Annotated in this window: 17 protein-coding genes; 9 read left to right on the top strand and 8 right to left on the bottom strand. The window is 48.3% G+C overall.

The window, feature by feature from the left end:
• The first annotated feature begins 50 nt into the window (after nucleotides 1-50).
• The gene (locus tag C234_RS0113315; RefSeq protein WP_027326153.1) at nucleotides 51-2,663 is read left to right on the top strand and encodes a DUF4962 domain-containing protein; all 2,613 of its coding nucleotides are present in this window, start codon (nucleotides 51-53) and stop codon (nucleotides 2,661-2,663) included.
• A gap of 152 nt (nucleotides 2,664-2,815) precedes the next feature.
• A complete protein-coding gene (gene nfo, locus C234_RS0113310) occupies nucleotides 2,816-3,664 on the top strand; it encodes a deoxyribonuclease IV (RefSeq protein ID WP_021645463.1) in 849 nt (282 codons plus the stop codon).
• A gap of 242 nt (nucleotides 3,665-3,906) precedes the next feature.
• On the opposite strand, the gene C234_RS0113300 is transcribed toward nfo, so the two are convergent.
• The 5 genes from C234_RS0113300 to C234_RS0113275 form a co-directional block, all read right to left on the bottom strand.
• Nucleotides 3,907-4,461, bottom strand: coding sequence for a hypothetical protein (locus tag C234_RS0113300; RefSeq protein WP_027326152.1), 555 nt, complete (start codon nucleotides 4,459-4,461; stop codon nucleotides 3,907-3,909).
• A gap of 13 nt (nucleotides 4,462-4,474) precedes the next feature.
• Nucleotides 4,475-4,831: a hypothetical protein gene (locus C234_RS0113295; RefSeq protein WP_027326151.1), complete on the bottom strand. Its 357-nt coding sequence runs from the start codon at nucleotides 4,829-4,831 to the stop codon at nucleotides 4,475-4,477.
• 4 nt (nucleotides 4,832-4,835) lie between these two features.
• The gene (locus C234_RS0113290) at nucleotides 4,836-5,375 is read right to left on the bottom strand and encodes an RNA polymerase sigma factor (protein ID WP_027326150.1); all 540 of its coding nucleotides are present in this window, start codon (nucleotides 5,373-5,375) and stop codon (nucleotides 4,836-4,838) included.
• A 245-nt stretch (nucleotides 5,376-5,620) separates the two neighbouring features.
• Nucleotides 5,621-5,797 (bottom strand): DUF4250 domain-containing protein, encoded by a 177-nt coding sequence (locus tag C234_RS0113280; protein ID WP_027326149.1) that lies wholly within the window; start codon nucleotides 5,795-5,797, stop codon nucleotides 5,621-5,623.
• 104 nt (nucleotides 5,798-5,901) lie between these two features.
• Nucleotides 5,902-7,161, bottom strand: a complete 1,260-nt coding sequence (locus C234_RS0113275) for a carboxypeptidase-like regulatory domain-containing protein (protein ID WP_027326148.1) — start codon at nucleotides 7,159-7,161, stop codon at nucleotides 5,902-5,904.
• A 554-nt stretch (nucleotides 7,162-7,715) separates the two neighbouring features.
• Between C234_RS0113275 and C234_RS16525 the strand changes: the two genes are divergently transcribed.
• From C234_RS16525 to C234_RS16520, 4 genes are all read left to right on the top strand, one after another.
• On the top strand, nucleotides 7,716-9,623 hold the full coding sequence (locus C234_RS16525; protein WP_027326147.1) for an NADH-quinone oxidoreductase subunit NuoF: 1,908 nt from the start codon (nucleotides 7,716-7,718) through the stop codon (nucleotides 9,621-9,623).
• Between the two features lie 12 nt (nucleotides 9,624-9,635).
• A complete protein-coding gene (locus C234_RS0113265) occupies nucleotides 9,636-11,402 on the top strand; it encodes an NADH-dependent [FeFe] hydrogenase, group A6 (protein WP_027326146.1) in 1,767 nt (588 codons plus the stop codon).
• A 16-nt stretch (nucleotides 11,403-11,418) separates the two neighbouring features.
• Complete coding sequence (gene nuoE, locus C234_RS0113260) at nucleotides 11,419-11,895, top strand: NADH-quinone oxidoreductase subunit NuoE (RefSeq protein WP_021646891.1); 477 nt, start codon at nucleotides 11,419-11,421, stop codon at nucleotides 11,893-11,895.
• 422 nt (nucleotides 11,896-12,317) lie between these two features.
• A complete protein-coding gene (locus tag C234_RS16520; RefSeq protein WP_248596506.1) occupies nucleotides 12,318-12,944 on the top strand; it encodes a hypothetical protein in 627 nt (208 codons plus the stop codon).
• A gap of 53 nt (nucleotides 12,945-12,997) precedes the next feature.
• On the opposite strand, the gene C234_RS0113250 is transcribed toward C234_RS16520, so the two are convergent.
• Nucleotides 12,998-13,462 carry a MaoC family dehydratase gene (locus C234_RS0113250; RefSeq protein ID WP_021646894.1) on the bottom strand — a complete coding sequence of 155 codons (465 nt, stop codon included), beginning with the start codon at nucleotides 13,460-13,462 and terminating at the stop codon, nucleotides 12,998-13,000.
• Between the two features lie 106 nt (nucleotides 13,463-13,568).
• Here C234_RS0113250 and C234_RS0113245 point away from each other — a divergent pair, with 106 nt between their 5' ends.
• Nucleotides 13,569-15,209, top strand: a complete 1,641-nt coding sequence (locus C234_RS0113245; RefSeq protein WP_027326145.1) for an RluA family pseudouridine synthase — start codon at nucleotides 13,569-13,571, stop codon at nucleotides 15,207-15,209.
• A gap of 244 nt (nucleotides 15,210-15,453) precedes the next feature.
• Here C234_RS0113245 and C234_RS0113240 read toward each other — a convergent pair whose 3' ends face one another.
• Nucleotides 15,454-15,660, bottom strand: coding sequence for a hypothetical protein (locus C234_RS0113240; RefSeq protein ID WP_027326144.1), 207 nt, complete (start codon nucleotides 15,658-15,660; stop codon nucleotides 15,454-15,456).
• Nucleotides 15,661-15,930: 270 nt separating this feature from the next.
• On the opposite strand from C234_RS0113240, the gene C234_RS0113230 reads away from it, so the two are divergent.
• A complete protein-coding gene (locus C234_RS0113230) occupies nucleotides 15,931-16,665 on the top strand; it encodes an SDR family NAD(P)-dependent oxidoreductase (RefSeq protein ID WP_027326142.1) in 735 nt (244 codons plus the stop codon).
• Between the two features lie 76 nt (nucleotides 16,666-16,741).
• On the opposite strand, the gene C234_RS0113225 is transcribed toward C234_RS0113230, so the two are convergent.
• Nucleotides 16,742-17,017, bottom strand: a complete 276-nt coding sequence (locus tag C234_RS0113225; RefSeq protein ID WP_027326141.1) for a GNAT family N-acetyltransferase — start codon at nucleotides 17,015-17,017, stop codon at nucleotides 16,742-16,744.
• Between the two features lie 126 nt (nucleotides 17,018-17,143).
• Here C234_RS0113225 and C234_RS0113215 point away from each other — a divergent pair, with 126 nt between their 5' ends.
• Nucleotides 17,144-18,124 (top strand): lytic transglycosylase domain-containing protein, encoded by a 981-nt coding sequence (locus tag C234_RS0113215; protein WP_027326140.1) that lies wholly within the window; start codon nucleotides 17,144-17,146, stop codon nucleotides 18,122-18,124.
• Nucleotides 18,125-18,178: the final 54 nt, after the last annotated feature.

Genomic DNA, 18,178 nt, shown 5'->3' with positions numbered 1-18,178 from the left:
CATCATTGTAACGAATCGAACAAATACGTCAAACTAATTTCATAAAAGATATGAAACACCTCTACATTCTCCTGCTACTGGCTTTGCTTCCCGGCAAGGGATACGCGCAAAAAAGCATAATGCGTCTCACACAACCCACCTTGATGCACGAAGTTCGCGAGACGCCTTCTCCCCTAAACGGGCAACACATTGCCATGAATCCCCCGAGATTTATGTGGCCCGACAAGTTCCCTCACTTAGGTGCTGTGCTCGACGGTGTGGAAGGTGAGGAACGCAAACCCGGAGTAACCTATCGGATTCGCATTGCCCGCGATCCCGAATTCAAATCGGGGCTGATCACAGCCGAACGGCGATGGGCTTTCTTCAATCCGTTCCGCCTGTTCGAAAAAGGAAAATGGTACTGGCAGCATGCTTATGTAGACAAGAACGGAAACGAGGAATGGTCGCCCGTATACCATTTTTACATCGATGAAAAGACGAAGACGTTCAATCCGCCGTCTTTGGAGGAAATGCTGAACAAGCTGCCCGGAGCGCATCCACGCATCTTGCTCGATGCCAAAGAATGGGACGATGTAATAGTCCGCAACCGGAACAATGTCGAAGCCCGCGCTTACATCCGGAAAGCCGGCAAATGTTTGTCGAGGCAACTGAAGCATCTGGAAGAAGAGATAGACACCAGCCAACTGGCAAAGCTGACGAACATCGTACAACGTCGGTCGGTATTGATACGTGAAGGACGTAAAATCGTAGACCGCGAAGAAGCGAACGTGGAAGCCATCGTACGGGCTTATCTGCTGACGAAAGACGAAAAATACTACCGGGAGGGAATGAAGCGGCTCACCGAAATACTGTCGTGGAAAGAGAGCAAGTTGTTTGCCGGCGATTTCAACCGCTCTACCATTTTGTCGATGTGCACTTCGGCCTACGACGCATTCCATAATCTGTTGTCTCCGTCTGAAAAGAAATTGCTGCTGGCGAATATCCGCGACAACGGACGGAGGTTTTTCAGCGAATATGTGAACCATCTGGAAAACCGCATTGCCGACAACCATGTGTGGCAAATGACGTTCCGCATTCTCAACATGGCTGCCTTCGCCACTTACGGCGAATTGCCCGAAGCATCGGTCTGGGCGGATTATTGTTACAACGAATGGGTATCGCGCCTGCCGGGATTGAACACAGACGGCGGATGGCACAACGGAGACTCTTACTTCCACGTCAACATCCGCACGCTGATCGAAGTGCCCGCTTTCTATTCCCGTATCAGCGGATTCGACTTCTTTGCCGATCCGTGGTATGACAATAACGCTCTTTACGTCATTTATCACCAGCCTCCGTTTTCGAAATCCGCCGGACACGGAAATTCGCACGAAACCCGGAAAAAGCCGAGCGGAACACGTGTAGGTTATGCGGAGGCTTTGGCGCGCGAACGAAAGAATCCGTGGGCTGCCGCTTATGTGAGAGCTATTCTGGAGAGGGAACCGGACATCATGAAAAGTACGTTTCTGGGCAAGTCGGGCGACCTGACCTGGTATCGTTGCACCACTCGCAAGGCGTTTCCGGAAGAAAAGCGTTCGCTGGCGGAACTTCCCTCGGCTAAAGTTTTCAACGAAACGGGAGTGGCTACCATGCACACTTCACTGGCGGAACCGGAGAAGAACGCGATGCTCTCCTTCCGCTCCAGTCCTTACGGAGCTACTTCCCATGCGTTGTCCAACCAGAATGCGTTCAACACATTCTACGGCGGGAAAGAAATATTCTACAGCAGCGGGCATCGTACCGGATTCACCGACGACCATTGCATGTACTCTTACCGGAACACCCGCGCTCATAACAGCATTCTGGCCGACGGGATGACACAAAAGATAGGAACGGAAGGTTATGGATGGATTCCCCGCCGATACGAAGGAGAAAAGATTTCGTATATGGTGGGCGATGCTTCCAATGCTTACGGGAAAGTTACTTCTCCTCTCTGGCTGAAACGGGGAGAGCTTTCCGGAACACGCTACACGCCGGAAAACGGATGGGACGAGAATAAAGTAGATCTGTTCCGCCGCCATATCATTCAGCTCGGTGCAACGGGTATATTCCTCATCTACGACGAACTGGAAGGTAAGAAAGACGTGAAGTGGAGTTACCTGCTTCATACCGTAGAGCTGCCGATGGAAGTAAAGGAGGCTGCCGACAGGATCAGCGTAACCGGCAAGAACAAAGCGGGAGGCGTATCTGTCGCTCATCTTTTTTGCTCGGCGCCGACCGTGCAGGAGCTGACGGATACTTTCTTCTGCGCCCCTACGAACTGGAAAAACCAGACCGATGCGAAAGGAAAAGCGGTGAAACATCAGAACCACTGGCACTTCTCTGCCACTACCGCTCCGTGCCGTATCGCCCGCTTCCTGACGGTTATCGACACGCACGGAAGTGACCGGCCGGATATGGAGGTAGTCCGTAAAGGAGATACGTTCCGGATAGGAGACTGGAGCGTGGAGTGCAACCTGAAGGAACACGGAAAAGCGGCGATATCGGTAAGCAACCGGAAAGAAAAGGTGTCGTTGACTTACGACGCCGGAAAGAAAGAAGGGGCGACCCTCGTGACCGAGAGAGTGAAAGGCAAACAGGTGGAACATACGCTCATGGATTATCTGCCCGACCTCGAGATATGAAGATACATGGGCCGCGGTGTTTGCAAACATAGAAGGCATGAAAAGTAAGCAGAAGAACCCCGGTCCGTGCTTTTCATTCCGCTGTTTGCAAACATAGAAGGCAGGATAAGCGTTATCTTTGTAACGAATCATTCATAAACGAAAAAGAAAACATGAAATACATCGGAGCACATGTATCGGCATCGGGCGGCGTGGAACTGGCGCCTGTCAACGCACATGAAATCGGAGCGAACGCTTTTGCCCTGTTCACGAAGAATCAGCGGCAATGGGTAAGCAAGCCTTTGACGGAAGAAAGCATCCGTCTGTTTAAAGAGAATTGCAAAAAGTACGGTTTCAAACCGGAACATATTCTTCCGCACGACAGTTATCTCATCAATCTCGGCCATCCGGAAGAGGAAGGGCTGGAGAAAAGCCGCACTGCCTTTCTGGACGAGATGCAACGTTGCGAAGCCTTGGGACTGAAGCTGCTGAACTTTCATCCGGGCAGTCACCTGAACAAGATCGGCGTAGAAGAGTGTTTGTCGCGCATTGCCGAGAGCATCAACATGGCATTGGAAAAAACCGCCGGAGTAACGGCGGTTATCGAAAATACTGCGGGACAAGGCAGTAATCTGGGAAATGAATTTTGGCATTTGAAGTACATCATCGACCGTGTAGACGACAAGAGTCGCGTAGGAGTATGCCTCGACACTTGCCATACCTTCACAGCCGGCTATGATTTCCTGACGGACTATGACCGTGTTTTCGAAGAGTTCGACCGGGAAGTAGGGTTCGGCTATCTGCGGGGAATGCATATCAACGACTCGAAGAAAGCATTGGGCAGCCGTGTCGACCGCCACGACAGCATCGGTATGGGACTGATCGGGAACGCTTTCTTCGAACGGTTGATGAGCGATCCGCGGTTCGACAACATGCCTCTCATTCTCGAAACTCCGGACGAAAGCAAGTGGGCGGAAGAAATCGCATGGCTGAGAAAACTGTCCGTTGCGGCAACGGTTTGAAACGGCAGGGCCGTGACGGAATAATCCGGACGTATCATCCGTGCAACGGAAAAGCTGTTATTCCGAAAATAAATATCCGGCAGTAGAAACTCTGCAAGCAAAGCAGCCGCTTCGAAAAGATAATCTCCTTATCCAACCTTTCTTAAATTATGGAGCAAAGGTTGAATAAGGAGATTGCTATATCGTCCTTTCCGACGTATGTGATACGCTACATCGGCTTTTCCGTAAAATTCCTTTCAAGATTACTTACGAAAAGGACAATCTTTCTGTCTTTGACGATATCCGTCTCCCACTCTCTGCCCTCTCCTGCGGTCGAACTCTCTCCTGAACTTATTCACATTGTTTCTTTCCATCCGGTACATTCCCAGAATCTGCTTTTGAGAAAGAATTTTGCTGAATTCCACGTAATATTTCTCCCGCACATCGAGCATTTTACGGCTTTGGGCAAACTGTTCTTTCAATAGTTTGGCAACATCCGCATCGGTCATCTCCGCCAACTGAGTAGGAGTATTATCCCTTTCCAGAAACATATTTCTCCTCATACCGGGCACACAATTCATTGCCAAGCGGCATTCGCGCAACTCCGTGAGATACTTTTCGTACACGGGAGTAAATTTCGCAGCCGTAGCGTCATCGAGCATCAAAGCTTTTACGGCACGGTCTACATGCATCTTTATGACCTGTTCCTGAGTAGGAACTTCTTTCTTTTCTCTGTTATCTTTGACTTGAGCAAAAACAGAAGAATGCCCTGCCATGAAGAGGGCGATTGCCATTACATAAACAATTTTAGTTTTCATAATCTTACGTTTTTTAGTTTAAAAATATATCGTTTTCAGAGAAGCCGACGAGGTCTTCCAACTCCTCATCCGACAAGTTTCTAATCCATTCGTCCATCGGGTCGGCAGTTACATGATTGTTTTCAACAGCCAGTACATCCGATGATGAAACCGTTGCGTCGGTCTGCATCAAAGATGGGATAAAGAAGAATCCCGCCAATATAGCCGCTGCCGCAGCAACAAAAGGAACAATCAGTTTCCTGCTAAACTTCGGATGCGGTTTCACTCCCGCCTGCTTCAGCACTTTTTGTTGCATTTCGGCAAAGAACCCTTCGGGTACACGATAAGGTGTCTGTTTCCCAATATCATCAAAATCAAAATCCTTTTTCATCGTCCTATCGGTTTAATATATACTCTTTTATTTTTTCTTTCGCATAATGATAATTCACTTTAAGAGTCTCCGCTTTCGTTTCCAGAATGCGTTCTATTTGGTCATAATCGAGCTCGTCATAATACCGCAGGTTGAATACAAGGCGTTGTTTTTCGGGCAGACTTAAAATAGCTTCCTGGAATTTTACAGCCAATTCATTTTCATAATCAACGTATTCCGACGCTCTCAACTTGCCCACCAACTCTTCATGTATTTCACCGGACGAAACGATTTTTTCTCCTTTTCGCCGGTTCAGCAAACGCAAGCTTTCGTTTGTTGCGATCCGGTATATCCATGTAGAAAGAGAACTCTCGTTACGGAACTGTTCGAAGTTGCGAAACACCCGTATGAATACTTCCTGCAGAACATCTTCCGCATCTTCGTGAGATACAACCAATCTGCGGATATAATTATATATCGGCTCTTGGAAAGTGTCCATCAACATTTTGAACCCGCGTTCACGGTTTAGAAGATATGTTTGTCGGATTTGTTCTTCGTTCATCATTTCTTTTTCCGGTCTTTATGAGATTAGAACGCGACAAAGAAAGGAAGTTAAATGAGAAAGAGAGGTTTTGGCTTTTATTAACAAACGGTGAGGGTATGGGCGATAAACCGAGGAAATATCGGACTATATCGAACTTCCGGAAAAAATGAGTGAAAGAAGCTTGGACGGAAACTAAGCCATCGGATATGATAAACGCATCTCATACCCGATAATACAAGTGGCGGGGAGTTGAAAGAAACGGCGAGTTACCAGAACTTATTATATTCGGCACTATACTCAAAGCCGACATTTTTCAGCCGGCTCACTATATCTTCACGGTCTACGTTCATATCTTCACACAATTCATCGAGTGAAGAATAGCAGTCGCGCAATTTCATATTGATAACGCTGAAAAGCATCATCGGGTCTTTGGGTAATTCCATCACAAACAGATAATTTTGCTGCAAAAGTACAATGATTCCACGAATATCAGCTCTTCGAGACGTTTTTTTTCGTTTCCGGAAAATCTTTTTACCGTATTTTTTGCTCAACGAGATCGCTTTTTCAATTTATCCACCGCATGCTCCAGAGATTCCGTAGGCTCCAGAATATTATAAGCTCCCCAGAAATCAGGATTCCAATATTCATCGACTTTATCATAGAATACTTGCTTGGCGCCAAAAGCCGCTTTGTTGGATATTACAGACCGTTCCGCCTCTTTCCTGTCCGTAACAACCATTTCGGTAAGAACAGTATATCCCGAAGAGAACAGCCGTTTCTTCCAATCACATTTAAACCGCATTTCATTGCGAATGTAATTCAGGTATGTCTTTCCGTCGCGCTCGTTATAAGTAATCAAAAAACTCACTTCCTGCGGTTTGAACCGCAACCCCAACGGCTTTTTATAAAGAATGGCCTGAGTGGCCTTTATCTTATGGCTCATGTCGAGATTAAATTCCGCACGGGTAAAAGCAAATTTTTCGCGGTCGATATATAGTTTGCCGTAAAAGAGAGCGTAAGGCAACACCACTCCGGGCCGAAAACCGATCACGTACTGCAAGCGGTTGGCAATCATTACAGGTTCTTCCATCCAGAAGTCGTAGTATCTCAAACTCTCCCGATTCAGTAAAGCTTCGCTGTTCTTCACTATATCGAGATAAAGAGACAGATTAGGGCCTCCCACTACCTTAACGGCGAGTGTATCGCTCAGCTTCGGGCTCAATAAGCGTCGCCCTTTATCGATCTTTACCTTGTCCGAGTCGGCCGTTCTATCTTCATAAGAGGTTTTCAGAATATCGATCACCGCCTCGGAAATACTGATATAGCGTCGTCCTTTCTGTACAGTCTCGCGATAGAAACCGGTCAACAAATCGTCTTTTGCACTATAATTGACCGGTATCTTCTTGATCGCCTCTTCTATCACCGCCCATGGATTATTCCCGAAAACTACGATTTCATGCAACAGGCTCGCCTGCGGAACCATCCATACCACGATTTCCGATTTCCGGTTTCCTTCGGGAGAAACACGAACATTCTGATAACCGATATGAGAAAGCTCCAAAACCGGTGCAGTCTCTTCCTTCCTTATCTTTAAAGTGAACAATCCGTCGGCATTGGTCACAGTTCCAATGTGGCTTCCGAAAAGAGATACATTTACATTCTCCAACGGTTTTTTGTTTTGCTTGTCTTTCACCACTCCCGTAACAATAAGATGCCCTTCCATTTCACCTTGCGCCCATAAATTGACCGAGCTTGCCCATAGAAAGGCCAGTAATGACACAACTAAAAGTCTAACAGTATTCTTCATCTTACAAGTTTTTTAAATAATGGTAACACGCATCATCTACTAACATCACAGAGGCCTATCTTGAATGGGAAAGATAGTAACCTACTAATACATAAACAATTATTCTTCGTCTTTTTCTTCGTATTTCATTTTCTTTAGCCAATTATTAACACATTAATACAGCCGTTTATGCGGGAGAACGATAAATAAAAGATAAAGGAGACAAAAGCGGAAGAAAAACAAACGCGGTCTCCCTTGCTTCTTGTTCTTACAAAAAGAACTAAAACATATAGTAAGCATTTTTAATTTACACCGGGAGTAGAAAAAAACAGAAAAAATATCACCTCAAAGATCTTCTTTCCATTTCCTTTCAACAATTAAAAAGGTTTTTGACAGGACATTACGGGGCATTTGAAATCTTTTTGCTACCCGAAAGAATAATGTATACAAAAGAGTTTATATGCATGTTGTCTTTTTTCTAATATATTAAAAATAAGGCGATTAATATTTCCATCAAACAAGATTGTAATATCAAACAAAGAGCTATATTTGCAACGTCTCAAAATCTAATACTTATGAAACTTCTATCTATCTATGATTTGCAAACAATCAGGAAGAGAGCGGCGCACGCCTTACTATTGCGTGAAGAAAGTAACAAAAAGTTAGTAGAAGAGAGCTGTGGATTGGCAGCAGGCACAGAACATCTCCAAATACTGACTTGCGAAGGCACCGGATGCAAGGCTTCTTCCAGCCATACTATCAGGGAAAACCTGAAAAAAGCGATTGAAAAGAACGGCATAGCCGATAAAGTGGAAGTGATTACCGTAGGTTGCTTCGGTTTCTGCGAGAAAGGGCCTATCGTGAAAATCATTCCGGACAACACGTTTTACACAGAAGTCACCCCCGAAGATGCGGAGGAAATAATCAACGAGCACATCATCGGAGGGCATAAAGTGGAGCGGTTGCTCTACGAAGACCCGAAGACTCAAAAGGCAGTCAGCGACTCCAAACACATGGATTTCTATAGGAAACAGATGAGAGTCGCTTTACGTAATTGCGGTTTTATCGATCCCGAAAATATTGAAGAATACATTGCCCGCGACGGATACTTCGCTCTTGCCGACTGCCTTCTCCAAAAGCAACCGATGGACGTTATCGATCTCATCAAGCGGTCGGGACTGCGGGGACGAGGCGGAGGAGGTTTCCCTACCGGCCTTAAATGGGAGTTCGCGCATAAGCAGGAATCGGACATCAAATATGTGGTTTGCAATGCCGACGAAGGAGACCCGGGCGCATTCATGGACCGTTCCATCATGGAAGGCGACCCGCATTCCATCGTAGAAGCGATGGCCATTTGCGGTTATTCCATAGGTTCGTCCAAAGGATTGGTGTACATACGCGCAGAATATCCGCTCGCCATACAACGTTTGAAGAAAGCGATAGAACAGGCGCAGAAATACGGATTGCTGGGAGCCAACATATTGGGAACCGACTTCTCTTTCGATATTGAAATCCGCTACGGAGCAGGGGCTTTCGTATGCGGTGAGGAGACGGCTTTAATCCATTCGATGGAGGGCAAACGCGGCGAACCGACACTGAAACCTCCCTATCCCGCAGAATGCGGATATCAGGGCAAACCTACCAATGTGAACAATGTGGAGACATTGGCCAATATTCCCGTCATACTGACTAAAGGGTACGAATGGTTTGCCTCTATCGGCACCGAACGGTCGAAAGGAACCAAAGTTTTTGCCCTCGCCGGAAAGATAAACAATGTGGGACTTATCGAGGTTCCTATGGGAACTACTCTGCGGGAAGTAATCTATGAGATTGGCGGAGGTATCAAAGACGGCAAAAAGTTTAAGGCGGTGCAGACAGGAGGTCCGTCGGGCGGATGCCTCACGGAAAAACATCTGGACACTCCCATCGACTTCGACAATCTTCTGGCAGCGGGTTCTATGATGGGATCGGGCGGTATGATTGTAATGGACGAAGACGACTGCATGGTGTCTGTAGCCCGCTTTTATCTCGACTTCACGGTAGAAGAGTCGTGCGGCAAATGTACTCCGTGCCGCATCGGGAACAAACGTCTGCTGGAAATATTAAATAAAATAACAGAAGGGAAAGGGAATGAAAAAGATCTGGAAATGCTCTCTACATTGGGACGCGTAATCAAAGACACAGCTCTCTGCGGATTAGGGCAAACCTCCCCGAATCCGGTATTATCTACCATAGACAATTTCCACGACGAATATATGGAACACGTCAGAGACAAGACCTGCCGCTCCAAACGTTGCAAAGCCTTACTCACATACACCATCAACCCCGAACTGTGCATCGGTTGCCATCTCTGCGCGAAGCATTGTCCGGCGGATGCCATCAGCGGCACGGTACGAAAACCTCACGTGATAAATCCCGATATGTGCATCAAGTGCGGCATGTGTATGGCGCGTTGCAAATTCAAAGCTATTCTCGTTTGCTAAAACCTATATATTATGGAAGAAAAACAGATTACACTTCAAATCGACGGGCACTTCATTACCGTCCCCGAAGGAAGCACGATTCTCGAAGCAGCCTGTAAAATAGGCATCGACATACCGACTCTTTGCCACATCGACCTGAAAGGAACTTGCATTAAGAACAATCCGGCTTCGTGCCGCATCTGTGTAGTGGAAGTAGCCGGACGAAGAAATCTGGCACCCTCGTGCTCCACTCCGTGCACAGAGGGAATGGTTGTAAAAACCAGTACGTTGCGGGTGATGAATGCCCGGAAGATTGTTGCCGAACTAATTCTATCGGATCATCCGAACGACTGTCTCACCTGTCCCAAATGCGGCGACTGCGAACTCCAGACATTGGCATTGCGCTTCAACATCCGCGAGATGCCTTTCAACGGAGGCGAACTTTCTCCGCGCAAACGAGAAGTCACCTCATCCATTGTGCGCAACATGGACAAGTGTATATTCTGCCGCCGGTGCGAAAGCGTATGCAACGAGGTGCAGACCGTCGGCGCGCTCGGAGCCATCCGCCGCGGTTTCAATACAACCATCGCTCCTGCTTTCGATAAAATGATGACCGAAAGCGAATGTACCTATTGCGGACAGTGCGTCGCCGTGTGCCCGGTCGGAGCGCTGACCGAACGCGATCATACCAACCGTTTGCTCGAAGATCTGGCCAATCCGGACAAAACAGTGATTGTACAGACGGCTCCTGCCGTGCGGGCAGCCTTAGGCGAAGAGTTCGGACTGAAACCCGGTACGCTGGTCACCGGGAAAATGGTCTACGCCCTGCGGGAACTGGGATTCGATTACGTGTTCGATACAGACTTTGCCGCCGACCTCACCATTATGGAAGAAGGTTCGGAGATACTAAACCGTCTTACCCGCTATCTCGACGGGGACAAATCGGTACGTCTTCCCATCCTGACTTCCTGTTGCCCGGCATGGGTCAATTTCTTCGAGCACCATTTTCCGGATATGCTCGACATTCCTTCCACCGCGCGCTCGCCCCAGCAAATGTTCGGCTCCATCGCCAAAAGTTATTGGGCGGAGAAAATGGGAATACCCAGAGAGAAACTGACCGTAGTCTCCATTATGCCGTGCCTGGCCAAGAAATACGAATGCGACCGTCATGAATTCAAAACAGACGGCAATCCCGATGTCGATTATTCCATCTCTACCCGCGAGTTGGCGAGGCTCATCAAACGGGCCAACATAGGTTTCACACTGCTTCCGGACAGCGAGTTCGACAATCCGCTGGGAGAATCTACCGGAGCGGGAGTGATCTTCGGTACTACAGGCGGCGTGATGGAAGCAGCTTTGCGCTCTGTGTACGAAATCTATACCGGGAAAATCTTGGAGGATGTGAACTTCGAACAAGTACGCGGACTGAGCGGTGTACGAAGAGCCACAATCAATTTAAACGGATTCGACCTTAAAGTAGGCATTGCGCACGGATTGGGAAACGCCCGCCAACTGCTCGAAGATATCCGGAACGGACATAACGAATACCACGTCATTGAGATCATGGCATGTCCGGGAGGTTGTATCGGAGGAGGCGGACAACCGTTACACCACGGCAAATCCGATGTGCTGTACGCCCGCGCCAACGCGCTTTATCGCGAAGACTCAAAGAAACAGTTGCGCAAATCGCACAACAATCCGTATATCAAGCAATTGTATGAAGAATACCTTGACAAGCCACTGAGTGAGATATCGGAAAAGCTGCTGCATACGCACTACTTCAACAAATCCAAGAACTAACGTAAAAGGAAAAATTATGTCAGATATAAAACTCGCTTGTGAAATAGCAGAGCAGGTCAGAGCAATCTGCGACAAGCACCGGAACGACCCCGGAGAACTGATCAACATACTCCATGAAGCTCAGCATCTGCAAGGATATTTGCCCGAAGAGATGCAACGAATCATCGCTTCCAAACTGGGCATACCGGTTTCCAAAGTATACGGGGTGGTCACTTTCTACACCTTTTTCACCATGGCGCCCAAAGGGAAGCATCCGATATCCGTTTGTATGGGAACAGCATGTTACGTGCGCGGATCGGAAAAGCTGCTCGACGAATTCAGGAGGGTGCTGGGTATCGACGTGGGTGAAACGACGCCGGACGGCAAATATTCGCTCGACTGCCTGCGATGTGTGGGAGCCTGCGGACTGGCGCCGGTAGTGATGATTGGTGAAAAAGTGTACGGACGCTTGCAACCGGTAGACGTGAAAAAGATTCTCGACGAACTGGAATAGCTAAAAGGGTACGGAGAACGGAAATGAAACCGATTCTTCTCATATTATTGTGCGGCATCAACGAATTTTAAATATCTTTGCCGCAAAGAGTCAGGGGTGTGCGGATTGTTTTCGGTACACCCCGAAATCTGAAATGAAATCAAATGACCTATTGGCAGATGAAAGCTTCGGGCACAACAAACAGAACCTTCATTCGTCAGGAATAAAAGCTCTGTTCGTCAAAAACAGAGGTTCTGTTCGACAAGAATGAAGGCTCTGTTTGTCGCAGACAAAGGCTTGCCTATAACGAATGGAATCCCATTGTAAAAAGACAGCAACCGTTTCTGCCGCAAATGAAAACGATGTCCGGAATCCATGAAAGTTCTGTCGCCCGCAGATGAAAATTCGATCGGGCAAACGACGTGATGAAATAAATCAAAAAAATGAAAAGAATAAATCTACGCTCCAAGCTCTCCAAAAGAATACAGATGGAGGATGTGCAGGAAATAACGTATTATGCGCAGAGTGACGACAATCTCCGGAAAAACTTGTTCCGGCTGATATTCGACACGGACGACCAAATGGCTTATCAGGCGTTGTGGGTGTGCACGCACATGACAGACTGCGAACTGGAGGAGCTTTGCCGTAAGCAGGACAAACTTATCGACTCCGTGACGCATTGCACGCATGCGGGAAAAAAACGATTGATGCTTTCGCTACTCGCCCGCGAAGCGTTCGACATCCCGCTGCGCATAGACTTGCTGAACTTCTGCATGGAGCGGATGACATCGCAGCAAGAGCCTCCCGCCATCCGGTCGCTATGCTTGAAGCTGGCGCACAAGCTGACACAGGGCACGCCCGAACTGCAACAGGAACTGCGCACGCTGCTTGAAATCATGGAGCCGGAATTGCTGCCGCCGGCTGTGCGAAGCGTGCGAGCAAACATACTGAAAGCGATGAACCGCCCGATAAAAAAGAGGGTTCACCGCAGCAAGACAGACTTATGCTTCTACGAGCAATTTCCCGAATTCTATTTTGCAGTAAAGACTAAAGATGAACGGTCGAAGTGATACAGGAAAACAGAAAGGGCAGCCTATGCCGTCCGTAGTCAGCCATACACAGATCAGTCGAAGTAGTACAGGAAAACGGCGATGCCTTCCAACGCTTTTTTCGGTTGGTCTTTAATCTCAATGGCAAACTTTATCTCGGCTTTAGCCACACCGCGCAGGTTGGTGAGCGAATGCAGCGCCGCCACCAGACGGATGCTTTGACCTGCCAGAACCGCCTGACCGAACTTCATCTTATCCATCCCGTAGTTGATCATCATCTTCAGGTTGTTCACCTCGATGATCTGATTCCACAAATAAGGAAGCATCGACAACGTCAGATAACCGTGGGCGATGGTGCTTCGATACGGACTTTCCGCGCGGGCGCGCTCCGTATCCACATGAATCCATTGGTGATCGAGCGTGGCGTCGGCAAAGAGATTGATGCGTTCCTGCGAGAGTTCTATGTAATCGGAAACTCCTAACTGCTGCCCGATCAGCTTCTCGAAATCCTGATACGAATTGATAACAAGTTTATTCATTATTTGGCTGTTTTATGATGGTAAAAGAATAATATGAGAACAAATATAGAACAAAATTCGCATATTTCCTTACTTTTGCACGACAATGACGCAGATATACGAACCGATATTCCATTTATTCAGCCTCCCGGCAAGCCACATCCCGCTGCCGGAGAAATTCACTTACCCTTTTCACTACACGCCGCATCCGTTGTGCGTATTGGCGGCGGAAGAGGTGAAACGCTATATCGGCTCCCGAAAAGAATGGGAAGCGGAGCTGTCTCTCGGTAAGATGTTCGGCGTGCTGGCGGTGCAAGACGAGCAGGGAACGGTAGGCTATCTGGCAGCTTTCTCGGGCAATCTGGCAGGAAGAAACGATCATCCTTACTTCGTTCCCCCCGTATACGATTTGTTGCAGCCGCAAGGTTTCTTCAAAATAGAAGAGGAACAGATATCGGCCATCAACTCCCGCATCAAAGAATTGGAAACGGATGCGGCTTACGTAAACCTGCAAGAAAAGCTGAAAGTTGAAACGCAACAGGCCGCCGAAGCATTGCAAGAGGCGAAAACAGCCTTGAAAGCAGCCAAGCAGGCACGGGACATGCGGCGGCAGTCCTCCCCCGCCCCTTCGGAAGAAGAGCAGGCTGCTATGATCGAAGAGAGCCGCTTCCGGAAAGCGGAAGTTAAACGAATGGAACGGAAAGCCCAAGCGAGACTCGAAGCCCTGAAGGCGGAAATCGAAGTTCATGAGGAAGCCATCAGGGAGCAAAAAGCCGAGCGGAAAGAACGTTCGGCGGCTTTGCAGCAAAAATTGTTCGGTCGGTTCCGGATGCTGAACGCCAAGGGTGAAGTGAAAGACCTGTGCTCCATCTTCGCGCAAACGGTCGGAAAAGTTCCTCCCGCAGGAGCCGGAGAGTGCGCGTTGCCCAAACTGCTGCAATACGCATACCTCCACAAGCTCAAGCCATTGGCTATGGCGGAGTTTTGGTGGGGCGGATCTCCGAAGACGGAGATACGCTGCCACGGGCATTACTATCCGTCGTGCAAAGGCAAATGCGAACCTATTCTGCAACACATGCTCCGGGGACTGGAGGTAGACGAAAATCCGCTCCTTGCGCAAAGCATGGGGACAAAAGAACCCGAAACGGTATTCGAAGACGAATGGTTGGCGGTAATCAACAAGCCTCCCGGCATGCTTTCCGTACCCGGAAAGTCCGAAGAAGCGAACAGCGTATACCGTTTCATACGGGAGAAATACCCGGAAGCCACCGGTCCGCTGCTTGTCCACCGGCTCGACATGGCTACATCAGGACTGCTGCTGATAGCCAAGAGCAAAGAGATACACCGGCAGTTGCAGGCACAGTTCGAACAACGGACGGTGAAAAAACGCTATATCGCCCTGCTGGATAGAAGTGAAAACGAAAGGCTGCTGAAGCAATCGGGAAGAATCGAGCTTCCCATTTGCCTCGATCCCTTAGACCGTCCGCGGCAAATAGTCAGCCGGGAGCATGGCAAACCTGCCGTCACCGACTACCGGATACTGGAGATTTCGGAGGAACAGATACGCGTGCGCTTCTTTCCGCTGACTGGGCGCACGCATCAGCTGCGTGTACACGCCGCTCATCCTCAGGGTTTGGGCTGCCCCATCACAGGCGACACGCTTTACGGCAAAAAGGCAGATCGCCTCTATCTGCACGCCGAATACATCGAATTCCGTCATCCCGTCAACGGGAAAAGAGTTTGCGCGGAGAAAACCGCCGATTTCTAACCGGGCAGTTGTTTTACGTAACCTCCGGGATAACAACATTCACATCGGAAGTACTGTGACGACAGTCCTGTCCATTACCATCGGCCTTACCCTCCGGAAACACTTGCTTCGCATAAGGATATCAGTCTGTTTGATAAGACGCACCAACTCACAGATAGAGCACGAAACCGGAGAATTGCTTGTCTTCTTATCACCCCTACCGGACGGAAGCAATCATTTGTCAAGCCACGAAACCGTGAAATCCTTATCTTATCACCAGCCTCTTGGGCGACCCATGCCAAGAGCAGCCCAAGCAGTAAACCTCCGTCAGGTCAAAACCTTCCAATGATTCTTCCGGAGATTTGGGTACTATCTTTCCATCTTCGAGCACATAGACCAACAAACGGTCTCCCAGTTCGTTCTTCACATACATCGCTGCAATCTTACATTGCGGGCACAATAATTTTCTCATGCTGCAAAGATATGACATAAGTCCGATTCGGCATACAAAACACACCATTTCTTGAGCCCCGATAAGGAATAAGTACAGAATCTGCCTTCAGCCGCTTTATGAAATTCATCCGGCTTCCCTCCTTCCGCGTACGAGTTTCCCGACTTCCGCATAAGAGTTTCCCGACTTCCGCGTACGAGTAAACCAAAGTGCAAAGAAAGATTGAACTTCGAAGCAAATCTGAGAATAATCTCGTACATTTGCCCGTACATATCCAAACAATCGGTCAGTATGAAACGAGCAATCATTATAGGAGCGACGTCGGGCATCGGAAAAGAAACAGCCAAACTCCTGCTTCAGGAGGGATGGAAAGTGGGAATAGCCGGAAGAAGGCGCGGGGCTTTGGAGGAGTTGCAGCGCACGGCTCCGCAACAGGTGGAGATACAAGAACTGGATGTGACATCAGACGACGCATCCGGAAAACTGCAAGAGTTGATAGAAAAAACGGGCGGGATGGACCTGTTTTTGCTTAGTTCCGGCATCGGCTTTCAGAACACGGACTTGAAACCGGACATAGAACTGAAGACCGCGCACACCAATGTGGTGGGCTTTATACGCATGACAAACACGGCTTTTTCTTATTTTAAAGAAAAGGGGGAAGGACATCTGGCAGCTATCAGCTCCATTGCGGGGACAAAAGGTCTGGGCGTAGCTCCCGCCTACTCTGCCACCAAACGATTTCAGAACACTTATCTGGATGCGCTGGAGCAACTCGCTCACTTGCAAGGGGCGAATATCCGCTTCACCGACATACGTCCCGGCTTTGTGCGGACAGACCTGCTGAACGACGGCAAGCATTATCCCATGCTGATGAAAACCGGGGAAGTTGCCCGGCAGATTGTACGAGGATTGAAGCGGAAAAAGCGGGTGTTGATTATCGACCGGAGGTACCGACTGCTCGTTTTCTTTTGGCGACTGATTCCCCGCGAGATATGGAAGCGAATGCCCGTAAAAACAAAGGGATAAAAAACGAGCCTCTGTGCGTGGCTGAGCAGCCATGAACAGAGGCCTCATAAAAATGAGGAAAACAAAAAAGAAACCTCTACACTGTTTTATCACTGAGTTCGGGATGGCGTTCGAGCCATTTCACGGCATACGAACACGTGGCTTTCAGCTTCAATCCGTTGTCTAAAGCATAATCGTAAGCAGCTTTCACCAAAGCACCCGCTATCCCCCTGCCTTCCAAAGGAATGGGCACTTGTGTATGAATAATATCGAGGCTTCCTTCTATCAGGCGATATTGTACGAAAGCGGTACGCCCCTCCACTTCTGTTTTAAACAGCTGCTGTCCGGGTTGATGAACAATATTATACTCCATAAACTCTTCTTTTTTGTGGTTCTTACTATTTAAAGGAACGTATAAAATGCACAAAAAGTTCTTTGAGAAAACAGAAATGAAGTTATCTTTGCAAAAACTCACATCCGAAATTAAAGATACATCCGCATGAAACAGCCTAAAAACATCAACTATATTCTTACGTTTGTAATTGCTCTTTGCATCGGTGCGGCAATCCCTCTGCTCACAAGTACCCGACCGGTTGAAAACGGACACTCCGCAAAATCAGAGGTTCCTTATTGCGTAACTTCACCGAAAGTTCCCGAACAGGTTTCGTTTGCAGGAGAGGTAATCGACCTTCGCCCGTACGACCGCCGCGAACGCATGGATCGCGAATTGATGGCATTTACCTATATGCACTCTACGACAATGCTGATGATTAAACGAGCCAATCGGTACTTCCCTGTTATCGAACCGATTCTGAAGGTGAACGGCATCCCCGATGACTTTAAATACCTGATGGTCATCGAAAGCAACCTGAACAATGTAGCCCGATCTCCTGCGGGGGCAGCGGGATTATGGCAATTCATGGCCGGCACGGCACGAGAGTTCGGCCTCGAAGTGAACGATAACGTCGACGAACGTTACCATACGGAGAAAGCGACACAAGCAGCCTGCAAATACCTTAGGCAAGCCTACGCCAAATACGGCAACTGGATGACTGTTTCTGCGGCTTATAACGCCGGACAAGCGCGTATATCCTCGCAGTTGGAAAAGCAATTGACCGGTCATGCCATGGATCTGTGGCTGGTAGAAGAGACTTCCCGATACATGTTCCGGATACTGGCGGCAAAACAAGTTTTCAGTCAACCTCAGCATTACGGATTCTTACTAAAGCAGGAACAACTATACCCTGCCATCCCCTATAAAGAAGTAACGGTCAGAACATCTATCGACAGCCTCGGTCGTTTTGCCCGCCAACACGGCATCACCTACGCTCAGCTAAAAGATGCGAATGCATGGCTCAGAGATCATTCACTAAAAAATTCCCGGGGCAAAGCATACGTATTGCACATACCGACCAAAGAAGGGATACGCTATACTCCCCGAAACACGGTAGCTTACAAGAAACATTGGGTGATAGACTGAACGGAAGAGAGACAATGCCGGCAGGCAATATCTGGTCTATAAAAAAGTTGTCAT

The organism is Bacteroides pyogenes DSM 20611 = JCM 6294, from assembly GCF_000428105.1.
GTDB lineage: Bacteria > Bacteroidota > Bacteroidia > Bacteroidales > Bacteroidaceae > Bacteroides > Bacteroides pyogenes.
Note: the sequence above shows the minus strand (reverse complement) of the source record. Positions and strands in the feature narration are given on the sequence as shown.

Excerpts from the sequence above, each read along its gene's own strand:
- nuoE (WP_021646891.1), top strand. The coding sequence starts at position 11,419 with ATGTCAGATATAAAACTCGCTTGTGAAATAGCAGAGCAGGTCAGAGCA.
- C234_RS0113215 (WP_027326140.1), top strand. The coding sequence starts at position 17,144 with ATGAAACAGCCTAAAAACATCAACTATATTCTTACGTTTGTAATTGCT.
- C234_RS0113230 (WP_027326142.1), top strand. The coding sequence starts at position 15,931 with ATGAAACGAGCAATCATTATAGGAGCGACGTCGGGCATCGGAAAAGAA.
- C234_RS0113240 (WP_027326144.1), bottom strand. The coding sequence starts at position 15,660 with ATGAGAAAATTATTGTGCCCGCAATGTAAGATTGCAGCGATGTATGTG.
- C234_RS0113315 (WP_027326153.1), top strand. The coding sequence starts at position 51 with ATGAAACACCTCTACATTCTCCTGCTACTGGCTTTGCTTCCCGGCAAG.
- C234_RS0113225 (WP_027326141.1), bottom strand. The coding sequence starts at position 17,017 with ATGGAGTATAATATTGTTCATCAACCCGGACAGCAGCTGTTTAAAACA.
- C234_RS16520 (WP_248596506.1), top strand. The coding sequence starts at position 12,318 with ATGAAAAGAATAAATCTACGCTCCAAGCTCTCCAAAAGAATACAGATG.
- C234_RS0113295 (WP_027326151.1), bottom strand. The coding sequence starts at position 4,831 with ATGAAAAAGGATTTTGATTTTGATGATATTGGGAAACAGACACCTTAT.
- C234_RS0113300 (WP_027326152.1), bottom strand. The coding sequence starts at position 4,461 with ATGAAAACTAAAATTGTTTATGTAATGGCAATCGCCCTCTTCATGGCA.
- nfo (WP_021645463.1), top strand. The coding sequence starts at position 2,816 with ATGAAATACATCGGAGCACATGTATCGGCATCGGGCGGCGTGGAACTG.
- C234_RS0113275 (WP_027326148.1), bottom strand. The coding sequence starts at position 7,161 with ATGAAGAATACTGTTAGACTTTTAGTTGTGTCATTACTGGCCTTTCTA.
- C234_RS16525 (WP_027326147.1), top strand. The coding sequence starts at position 7,716 with ATGAAACTTCTATCTATCTATGATTTGCAAACAATCAGGAAGAGAGCG.
- C234_RS0113290 (WP_027326150.1), bottom strand. The coding sequence starts at position 5,375 with ATGATGAACGAAGAACAAATCCGACAAACATATCTTCTAAACCGTGAA.
- C234_RS0113280 (WP_027326149.1), bottom strand. The coding sequence starts at position 5,797 with ATGGAATTACCCAAAGACCCGATGATGCTTTTCAGCGTTATCAATATG.
- C234_RS0113250 (WP_021646894.1), bottom strand. The coding sequence starts at position 13,462 with ATGAATAAACTTGTTATCAATTCGTATCAGGATTTCGAGAAGCTGATC.
- C234_RS0113265 (WP_027326146.1), top strand. The coding sequence starts at position 9,636 with ATGGAAGAAAAACAGATTACACTTCAAATCGACGGGCACTTCATTACC.